7 protein-coding genes and 1 tRNA gene are annotated in these 5,450 nt (G+C 33.5%); 4 read left to right on the forward strand and 4 right to left on the reverse strand.

Annotated features, from left to right (window positions below):
• Positions 1 to 161: 161 nt before the first annotated feature.
• The 3 genes from V5787_RS04310 to V5787_RS04320 all read left to right on the forward strand — a co-directional run bounded on the left by V5787_RS04310 (position 162) and on the right by V5787_RS04320 (position 2,005).
• Complete coding sequence (locus tag V5787_RS04310) at positions 162 to 377, forward strand: SMI1/KNR4 family protein (protein WP_336892045.1); 216 nt, start codon at positions 162 to 164, stop codon at positions 375 to 377.
• Positions 378 to 782: 405 nt separating this feature from the next.
• Complete coding sequence (locus V5787_RS04315; protein ID WP_336892040.1) at positions 783 to 1,538, forward strand: enoyl-CoA hydratase/isomerase family protein; 756 nt, start codon at positions 783 to 785, stop codon at positions 1,536 to 1,538.
• A 14-nt stretch (positions 1,539 to 1,552) separates the two neighbouring features.
• Positions 1,553 to 2,005, forward strand: coding sequence for a 6-carboxytetrahydropterin synthase (locus V5787_RS04320; protein WP_336892041.1), 453 nt, complete (start codon positions 1,553 to 1,555; stop codon positions 2,003 to 2,005).
• A 96-nt stretch (positions 2,006 to 2,101) separates the two neighbouring features.
• Here the strand turns inward: V5787_RS04320 and pth are convergent, their stop codons facing one another.
• The 3 genes from pth to V5787_RS04335 form a co-directional block, all read right to left on the reverse strand.
• The gene (gene pth / locus V5787_RS04325) at positions 2,102 to 2,677 is read right to left on the reverse strand and encodes an aminoacyl-tRNA hydrolase (protein ID WP_336892042.1); all 576 of its coding nucleotides are present in this window, start codon (positions 2,675 to 2,677) and stop codon (positions 2,102 to 2,104) included.
• Positions 2,678 to 2,785: 108 nt separating this feature from the next.
• Positions 2,786 to 3,397, reverse strand: a complete 612-nt coding sequence (locus V5787_RS04330) for a 50S ribosomal protein L25/general stress protein Ctc (RefSeq protein ID WP_336892043.1) — start codon at positions 3,395 to 3,397, stop codon at positions 2,786 to 2,788.
• Between the two features lie 27 nt (positions 3,398 to 3,424).
• Entirely contained in the window at positions 3,425 to 4,360 is a 936-nt protein-coding gene (locus V5787_RS04335; RefSeq protein WP_336892046.1) for a ribose-phosphate pyrophosphokinase, read from the reverse strand.
• A gap of 145 nt (positions 4,361 to 4,505) precedes the next feature.
• Between V5787_RS04335 and V5787_RS04340 the strand changes: the two genes are divergently transcribed.
• Positions 4,506 to 4,587 (forward strand) — tRNA-Leu (locus V5787_RS04340).
• A gap of 557 nt (positions 4,588 to 5,144) precedes the next feature.
• Here V5787_RS04340 and V5787_RS04345 read toward each other — a convergent pair.
• Positions 5,145 to 5,267, reverse strand: coding sequence for a transposase (locus V5787_RS04345; RefSeq protein ID WP_336892044.1), 123 nt, complete (start codon positions 5,265 to 5,267; stop codon positions 5,145 to 5,147).
• Positions 5,268 to 5,450: the final 183 nt, after the last annotated feature.

Below are 5,450 nucleotides of genomic sequence, written 5' to 3' on the forward strand. Positions count from 1 at the left end.
AAATCACAAATGCTATCTGCAAAAGTAGGTGTTATTTGTAGTTTCATGGCTTGAATATACATCTTAATAAGTTAACAAACAATGATTTACACCCTAAGTTTGGGTCTTTGTTTTTGTCATGTACCTTGCAACGGTCTTAAATCATCAATAAAGCAGATAAAATAAAATGGCTTCATTTTTCTGATTGTATCAATAATGGAGGGACTTCACAATTATTTATAGATTTCAGCCCATCAACAAAGGGAAAGAAAGGACAAGTTGTAAGGTTCTTGCACGACCCTGATCAATTTAAAGTAATTGCGGACAGTTTTGAAACATACTTAAAGAAATTAATGGATAATGAATATGACTTTATCGATGAAGATGATTTAGATTAACCCGACAATTTTATAACGATATTATACCAAACCTTGTATCTCTTTGTTCTTGAGTTATCTATAAGCTACAGTAGGGTTCTGCACCAAGATATCTATATGATCTTTCAAATTATATTTAGTTTTTCCTGTATTCATGGAGATGGTTTCATTAACCCGAAAAACTAGAACGCAAACATAAGTTGATAAAGAAGTTTGGAAAGCATTTTCCATATTTACGGAATCCTTAATTTATTATTTACAGCCGAAAGGTTCGGCTCAAACTGCATGTTTTCATGATCATGCTTGGCTATCAAGACTCCAATCATGTAATACCATTTAAATGTTAAAATGGTATAATTGTAAATGTAAGTGTAATAGACCCACTATTGCGACCAAAAGGAAAAAAAATAAAGTAACTTTGGTTTTATGGAATTAGGAACTATACAAACCAAAATCGAAGAAAATATTGCGACAGTTGTTTTTTATCATCCCGCAAGTAATTCATTTCCGAGTAGCTTGTTAATCCAGTTGACAAATGAGTTTTATAAATTAAGTTCAAATAAGGATGTAAAAGTTATTATGTTACAGAGTGAAGGAGAAAAGGCTTTTTGTGCTGGCGCTTCGTTTGATGAATTATTGATGATTGAAAATAAAGAAGTCGGAATCCGGTTTTTTATGGGATTTGCTAACTTGATCAATGCAATGCGAACATGTAAAAAGCTAATTATTGGTTGCATACAGGGGAAAGCAGTTGGTGGGGGTGTAGGTTTGATTGCTGCATGTGATTACGTAATAGCTACTGAAAAATCAGCTATTAAATTGTCAGAATTTTTTATCGGAATTGGTGCATTTGTTATTGAACCAGCCGTTACTCGAAAAATTGGCAAAACAGCATTTTGTCAATTGTCTATGGAGGCCACAGAGTGGCATTCGGCACAGTGGGCTCAAGAAAAAAACCTATATGCAAAAGTGGTTGTAAATAAGGATGACATGTTGGATGAAGCAGCGAAAATAGCTGTGCAATTGTCCCGTTACAATCCAGATGCTTTGATTGAAATGAAAAATGTGTTTTGGGAAGGAACGGAAAACTGGGATGATTTGTTAAAGGAGAGAGCTCAGATAAGTGGTGATTTAGTCTTGTCTGATTTCACAAAAGATGCACTCACTAAGTTTAAGAAATAACGTAACTTTGTCACATGAATAAAATAAGAATTACCAAACAGTTCGACTTCGAAACAGGGCATGCCTTATATGGTTATGATGGAAAATGTAGAAATGTTCATGGGCATAGCTATAAACTTTCTGTTACTGTTATTGGAACACCAATAGAAGATAATGGCAACGTAAAATACGGTATGGTAATCGATTTTAAAGACTTAAAAGAAATTGTAAAGGGAGAAATTGTCGATGTTTTTGATCATGCAACCGTTTTTAATAAAAACACACCACATGTTGAACTGGCACATGAATTAAAATCACGTGGGCATTCTGTGATTTTGGTAAATTATCAACCTACAAGTGAAATGATGCTGGTGGATTTTGCAGCAAAAATAAACGCAAAAATTCCAGCGACGGTAAAATTACATTCTTTACGTCTACAAGAAACAGCTACTTCTTATGCAGAGTGGTTTGCTTCTGATAATCATTAATTTGTTAAATGAGTCTTGCGCTAATTTTGAGATTTAAACCCTAAAATTTCCTAATAAATGCAGAATTTAATACGTCATTTAAATGTTAAAATGGTATTATTTTTCCAAAGCACCATTAAATTTACTCATTGTATTTCCGACGCCATCTGTGCCAAAATATTTTATTAATAAGGCTCCTTTTAAAAGTAATTCAGGCAGATATCTGTTTTCTTCTTTAGACCAAGCTCCTAGCACATAGTTAGATTGTCTTCCTTGCGAGAAATTGGCACTAACTCCAAAACGAAAACGAGGATAGTTCTGGTTTCCTAACTTGTCATTGATGTCCTTTAGTCCGTTATGACCTCCAGCGCTACCTTTTGCTTTTAACCTGATGGTTCCGAAATCCAAGTTTAAATCATCAGAGACTATAAGTACATTTTCCTGTGAGATTTTTTCTTTTTCCATCCAGTACTTTACAGATTTTCCACTCAAATTCATATAAGTAGATGGTTTTAGTAAGATAAAGGTTCTTCCTTTAAATCGAAAAGAGGCTAGATCCCCTAATTTATCCGTAGAAAATGATATTTTTTCCAGAAAAGCCAATTCGTCAAGTATTTTAAAACCAATATTATGTCGTGTGTTTTCGTAATCTGGTCCTATGTTCCCTAAGCCTACAATTAAGAGTTTTTTCATACTAACGATTCAATTCAAATTATTTTTAAAAGTAATAAAATATACACTAAAAAAAAGTTCCTTTTGAGTTTTCAAAAGGAACTTTTAATGTATTTGTAAAAAAAACACTTATTCAGCAGCAGCTTCTTCAGTAGTTTCTTCAGCTACTTCTTCTCCTTCAACAGGAGCTTTAGCAGCTCTAGATATTCTTACTTGAGCAACAACAGTGTTCTCTGGGTGTAAGATAGTACAATTAGGTGCTTGAACTTCACTTACGAATAATTTATCTCCGATTTCTAATCCAGAAATATCTGCCTCAATTGCATCAGGCAAGTTTGCTGGTAATGCTTTTACTTTTAATTTACGATTAGGGAAACGCAAAGATCCACCAATCATTACTCCTGGAGAACTTCCTACTAAATTAACAGGGATTTCCATAGTAACTTCTTTATCGTCAAATAACTGGTAAAAATCAACATGTAATATTTTGTCAGTAACTGGGTGAAATTGAATATCTTGTAAGATACAATTAGTCGCTTTTTCTCCGTCAAGCTCAATCGATGCAGTATATACGTTTGGAGTGTATACTAATGTTTTAAAAGCTTTTTCTTCAGCTGAAAAATGTATAGCGTTTTCTCCTCCGTATAATACGCAAGGCACCTTGTCAGCATTACGTAGTGCTTTTGTAGCCTTCTTTCCTACGCTTTCTCTTTTCGATCCTTTGATTGTAATAGATTTCATTATATATATATTTATTAATATTCTCTTTTAAATGATAAACTGGTCGCTAATCGACTTGTTATCCTGTACTTTACGCATAATATCAGCGAACAAAGGCGCACAAGATACTACTTTTATTTTTGAACTCTCTTTTTTAAGCGGAATAGAATCTGAAACAATCAATTCTAATAATTTAGAGTTCTCTATTTTTTCATAAGCATTTCCTGAAAGTAATGGGTGTGTGATGATAGCCCGCACACTTAAAGCACCTCTTTCCATCATTAAGTCAGCTGCTTTAACAAGAGTTCCTCCAGTATCAATCATGTCATCAACTAGGATTACATTTTTACCTTTAACCTCTCCTATTAGCTCCATAGTGTCAATTACATTTGCTTTTAAACGTTGTTTATAACAAATAACAACCTCACTTTGTAAGTGTTTAGAATATGCATAAGCCCTTTTTGAACCGCCCATATCAGGAGATGCCATGGTGATGTTTTCTAATTCTAAGCTAAGAATATAAGGCATGAAGATAGTAGAGCCAAATAAGTGATCAACTGGTTTTTCAAAGAAACCTTGAATTTGATCAGCGTGTAGATCCATAGTCATAATTCTAGTAGCTCCTGCTGTTTGCAATATGTTCGCTACTAATTTAGCACCAATAGCAACACGTGGCCTGTCTTTACGATCTTGGCGGGCCCATCCAAAATAAGGTATTACAGCAGTAATATGCCTTGCAGATGCTCTTTTAGCGGCATCTAAAATCAACAACATTTCCATCAAATTGTCTGAATTTGGAAATGTAGAGCCAATAATAAAAACACGTCTTCCTCGAACAGATTCTTCAAATGCAGGTTGAAACTCACCGTCACTAAATCTAGAAATGTTGATTTTTCCAAGTTCCGTTCCGTAATGTTTAGCGATGCTTTCTGCAAGTTCAAAACTTTGCGAACAAGCAAATACTTTTGGTCCTAATTGATTCATTGACATACTCTAATGTATTTATTTAAATTTTTGTCATTATTTTAGGCTGCAAAAATATAAATAATTTAAGCGTCTACCTCTTTTTTTTGAATAAAATCAGTGGTAATTCATTTTTTTTTATAAATTTGCATTCCAATTACGAAAAGCCTTGGTGGCGGAATTGGTAGACGCGCTGGATTCAAAATCCAGTTCTTTCGAGAGTGCGGGTTCGATTCCCGCCCAAGGCACAAAGTAAAACCTCAACTATTTCATTATCAATAAGTTGAGGTTTTTTATTTCTGTTTTGTCTCGCATTTAGTAAGATAAATCGTTGGTTTACGACATTCTTTTTTTAAAACAACTCTAGGCTCCGTCAATCAAAAAAGAAATTAAGCCACTCTATTTTAGATTTGGCTGTCTGAATTTTACTGATTAAATCTTCAGGATTTATTCTGATTTATTTTTAAAACCCTATTTCTTCCATATCATTGTCTAGTCTTTTCTCTTCAAGCCCTCCTGGCGTTTACAAAACAATCATTTATTGCTTATATTTACTTAAAAAAGTTATGTTTATACATCTTAAGTTTACAATTCATTAAATTGAACAAAAACAATAAGGAACAAAAGAGAGGAATAAGATTATTTTATACGCAGAAGCTATAGACTTCGTCAACATTGAAAATCCCCTCTCTTTTCTACCTACATTTCGAACAGTTGTTTGAGGCTTTTAGACCTCGTTTTTAAGTAGTAGAAAGTAAAGTAGATAGTTCTTTATTGTTTTTGTTCAATTTAATGAATTGTAAACTTAAGATGTACTGTGGTCTGGTGCGACCTGTTCTATTGTCATTCCACAGAAATAACTGAAGGATAAACTATCGTTAAGTCTATCTTCTACTTCGTAATCGCTTAAACCATACCAACTCTGCAAAAGACACATTTTAAAAAGAAACAAACCATCATAGGAAGGCTTACCAACGGCACTTTTACCCCTGGAATAGTCCTTTGTCTATTATTTTTGAAATGCGATCCCAATCGATAAGAATATTTATTTGACTAAAAAATGTAGCTTTTATCTTTCTTGTACGTAAGTCACAAATGCTATCTGCAAAAG

The organism is Flavicella sp. (assembly GCF_037132785.1).
Taxonomy (GTDB): Bacteria; Bacteroidota; Bacteroidia; order Flavobacteriales; family Flavobacteriaceae; genus Flavicella.